This window comes from Streptomyces kebangsaanensis (genome assembly GCF_001906585.1).
Classification (GTDB): domain Bacteria; phylum Actinomycetota; class Actinomycetes; order Streptomycetales; family Streptomycetaceae; genus Streptomyces; species Streptomyces kebangsaanensis.
The window spans coordinates 1-3,644 of sequence record NZ_JUJA01000096.1 but is presented as its reverse complement, the minus strand read 5'-3'; the positions used below and the strand labels follow the sequence as shown (position 1 = coordinate 3,644).

Annotated in this window: 5 protein-coding genes and 1 pseudogene; 2 read left to right on the top strand and 4 right to left on the bottom strand. The window is 67.8% G+C overall.

All coding sequences use genetic code 11. From position 1 onward, the window contains the following. Nucleotides 1–1,375, top strand: a 1,375-nt coding sequence (locus tag RH94_RS41355; RefSeq protein WP_199880945.1) for a Tn3 family transposase, incomplete at its 5' end; no start/stop codon positions are given. A 217-nt stretch (nucleotides 1,376–1,592) separates the two neighbouring features. Here RH94_RS41355 and RH94_RS13995 read toward each other — a convergent pair. The 4 genes from RH94_RS13995 to RH94_RS13980 all read right to left on the bottom strand — a co-directional run bounded on the left by RH94_RS13995 (nucleotide 1,593) and on the right by RH94_RS13980 (nucleotide 3,167). Next, on the bottom strand, nucleotides 1,593–1,877 hold the full coding sequence (locus tag RH94_RS13995; RefSeq protein ID WP_073947931.1) for a hypothetical protein: 285 nt from the start codon (nucleotides 1,875–1,877) through the stop codon (nucleotides 1,593–1,595). Continuing rightward, nucleotides 1,870–2,076: a hypothetical protein gene (locus RH94_RS40725; protein ID WP_060950820.1), complete on the bottom strand. Its 207-nt coding sequence runs from the start codon at nucleotides 2,074–2,076 to the stop codon at nucleotides 1,870–1,872. Before RH94_RS40725 ends, RH94_RS13995 begins: the two co-directional genes overlap by 8 nt. A 91-nt stretch (nucleotides 2,077–2,167) precedes the next feature. After that, on the bottom strand, nucleotides 2,168–2,389 hold the full coding sequence (locus RH94_RS13985; RefSeq protein WP_073947929.1) for a hypothetical protein: 222 nt from the start codon (nucleotides 2,387–2,389) through the stop codon (nucleotides 2,168–2,170). A 229-nt stretch (nucleotides 2,390–2,618) separates the two neighbouring features. Then, a complete protein-coding gene (locus RH94_RS13980; protein ID WP_073947928.1) occupies nucleotides 2,619–3,167 on the bottom strand; it encodes a hypothetical protein in 549 nt (182 codons plus the stop codon). 101 nt (nucleotides 3,168–3,268) lie between these two features. Here RH94_RS13980 and RH94_RS13975 point away from each other — a divergent pair. Next, nucleotides 3,269–3,644: pseudogene (locus RH94_RS13975) on the top strand (IS3-like element ISMyma3 family transposase); the annotation flags it as partial.

Sequence of the window (3,644 nt, the reverse complement as noted above, 5' to 3'; positions counted from 1 at the left end):
CGGCGAGCCGTGGATCAAGGTCTCTCCCCAGCCGAAGCTGGAGGAGCCGGAGAACCTGGTCGCCATCAAGGCCGAGATGGAGAGGCGCTGGGGGACCATCGACCTGCTGGACATCATCAAGGAAGCCGAGTTCGACACCGGCTTCACCGGCGAGTTCACCTCGGTGGCCACCAGCGAGCGGCTGCCGAGGGAGGTCCTGCGGCGCCGGCTGCTGCTGGTGCTGTTCGCGCTGGGCACGAACATGGGCATCAAGCGAGTGGTGGCCACCGGCAAGCACGGCGAGTCGGAGGCGGTCCTGCGCCGGGTGCGGCACCTGTTCGTCAACCGGGACAACTTGCGCGCGGCGGTGACGAAGCTGGTCAACGCCACTTTCGTCGCCCGTGACGAGGGTTGGTGGGGCACGGGGACGGCGTGCGCGTCCGACAGCCGCAAGTTCGGGGCGTGGTCGAGCAACTTCATGACCGAGTGGCACCAGCGCTACCGCGGGCCCGGCGTGATGATCTACTGGCACGTCGAGCGGAAGTCGGTGTGCATCTACTCGCAGCTGAAGTCGTGTTCGGCTTCCGAGGTCGCCTCGATGATCGAGGGCGTGCTGCGGCACTGCACCGAGATGGTCGTGGACCGGCAGTACACCGATACCCACGGCGCATCGATCGTCGGGTTCGCCTTCGCCCACATGCTCGACTTCAAGCTGATGCCGAGGCTGAAGAACATCGGCTCCTCCCGGCTGTACCGGCCGGCCGCCGGGGAGGACGACAACTGGCCCACCCTGGCGCCGGTGCTGTCCACCCGCACCGTCGACTGGGAGCTGATCCGCCAGCAGTACGACCAGATCGTGAAGTACACCACCGCGCTGCGGCTGGGCACCGCCGAGGCCGAGCAGGTGCTGCGGCGCTTCACCCGCGGCGGCCCCAAGCACCCGACCTACCGGGCGATCGAGGAGCTGGGGCGGGCGGTGCGTACGGCGTTCATCTGCGACTACCTCGCCGACGCCGAGATGCGCCGGGAGATCCACGAGGGCTTGCAGGTAGTGGAGAACTGGAACAGCGCGAACAAGGACCTGTTCTACGGCAAGGACGGCGACCTGACCGGCAAGGACAAGGAGTCGCAGGAGGTGTCCATGCTCGCCCTGCACCTCCTTCAGTCCGCCCTGGTCCACGTCAACACCCTGCTGCTTCAGCAGATCCTCGCCGACCCCGAGTGGGCCGAACGCCTGACTGACGCCGACCGGCGGGCCCTGTCCCCGCTGTTCTGGACCCACATCAACCCCTACGGCCGGTTCGAGCTGAACATGAGCTACCGGCTCGACCTCAACCCGGCCGCGACTATCCCCGGCCAGCGGACCAGTCAGGACCAGCCGGCCCCCGCGCCGTGACACCGCGCTGGTCCTGCTGCGGCAGCGCGAAGGGCGGCCCCGAGTCGGGGCCGCCCTTCGGCGTGCTGGTGGTGCTCACCAGGTGGCCGGCACGCTGGCGGCCTGGTGCATGTCGGTGAGGGCGGAGGTCAGGCGGGCGGAGCCGACGGTGGCCGCGAGCGCGCCGTGAGACGGATGCAGTCGGGTCGCCTCCGGTCGCGGCCGGAATCCCGGTCCGTTAGTGCCGGGAGGACGTCAACCGGGTCAAGCGTACGACGTGGTGGTGGTTGGTGTCGATGACGTACTCGACCAGGCCGCAGCCGTGAGGGATTGGGAGTCGGCGCCAGTCGCCGGCGCTGTCGCGCGCGGTGCTGTCCGGCAGCCACGGGTCCTCGACGAATTCGACGGTGAGCGCGACGATCGCGGAGAACAGTTCGACGGGCAGTTTCGGGTCAGCGAGCATGTCCTGGATGGCCTCGGACGGCTCGACCGGCCACAGGTCGTCGGGATCGGTGTCACTCACCCGGCAGCTCTCCGCCCCGCTCGCGGCGCAGGCGTACGACGTCGGCCATGGTGACCGTGGGCAGGGTGCCGGCGCGGGCGGCGGCGATGATCCGGTCCTGCTCGGGATCGGCGTCCAGCTCGGCCTCGCACCACCAGCGGGTCAAGACAGCCTGAACCCGGTCGATCGGGGCCTGGCCGAGCTCGCGGTAGAAGGCCATGCGGCGGGCGCCGCTGAGCGGCTCGGCGATGCCGGGCTGCTCGTCGGAGTGGCTTTCGGCGCGTTCCAGGGCTACAGCAGTAGGGGCGCAGTCAGAGATACTGCCTCAGCCAGTCGGGCATGCTCGGCTCGTCAAGTCCCCAGGACTCCACGATTGATTCGTCCTTGTCCCAGCCGTTCTCATCGCCATCGAAGAACTTCTGCCGGTGGCACTTGTACTTGACGACGGTGTCGCCTTCGAGCCGGTACTCGTGCCAGTAGTAGTTCTGCTTCCCATAGCCGTTCCACTCCCGGGTCGTGTAGATCGTCGTCATGAAGGCGGAGTGTAGCCGGGGCGCTGAGGCGGCTTGCTCAGCGGCTGAAGTCGGCCGTGGCCTCTTTGGGCGGAGCTGTGAAGTACGGGACTGTCTCGATCTCCGAACCGCACTCCTCGCAGACCCGGGTCTCGACCGTCTCGGTATCGTTCAACGTGCCGGGCGGAAGTCATGGCGTGGTGCCCGGTCAAGGCGTGATCTTGACCGGGCACCCGGGCACAGGCCTGCTTCAGTTGGTCTTCGTGTTGGTCAGGTGGGGCCCGATGTAGCCCACGATCACCCGACCTGTGATGCCTTGCGTGTCGTCCAGGAAGTAGATCCTCGGCGAGGTGCTGCCCTTGGAGCCGAGTTTCAGGTGGGCCTGCATCTCCTTGCGCCCCGAGGGGTCCACATCCTCGGGCACCGCGAAGATCCGTTCCGCGCCCCACCGGTTCATCGTCGTGTCGGACTCGGCTGGGGCAAACTGCTTGAGCGGCCAGTTCACCGCCCCCGGCCGATCCGACGTGCAGTGCTGGTAGAAGCCTCCGTTGAAACCCTCCCGGGCAGCCTGTGTGTAGGAGTCCAGTGCCCGGAACGCGTTCCACGCCTTCGCCGCCCACACACGAGCCCGTTCCCCCTCGTCCAGTTCGAGCGCCTTGCTCCTGTCTGCAGTGACCAGGGCCCCCTCGAAGTCGTCCAACCACTCCCACAACTCCTCGAACGAGTCCGGCACTCCCCAGGGCTGCTCGACGACGACGGTGTCGTCGTAGCGGCCTGCATCGCGGAGCCGGCGCCGCAAAATGTCCGCCTCAGCTCGCGCTCGCTCCACGTCGTCCAGGGCACGCAGGGCTGAATCGTTCCGGGTTCGATAGGGACTCGATCGTTTGAGGGGATCGAGTCATGGCACGTCCTTCCCCCTACCCGCTTGAGCTGCGCCGTCGTGCGGTGCGGATGGTCGCCGAGGTGCGGCCGGAGTACGACACCGAGTGGGCCGCGATGAAGGCGGTCGCCTTCAAGCTCGGGATCGGCACGACCGAGACCCTGCGCAAGCGGGTCCGGCAGGACCGGATCGACGCCGGCACCCGGCCGGGCACCACGACGGAGGAGTCCGCCGAGCTGAAGCGGCTGAAGAAGGAGAATGCCGAGCTGAAGCGGGCGAACGAGATCCTCAAAGCCGCGGCGTCTTTCTTCGCGGCCGAGCTCGACCGGCCACACACACGCTCGTAGCGTTCATCGACGAGCACAAGGGCCGCTTCGGCGGCGTCGAGCCGATCTG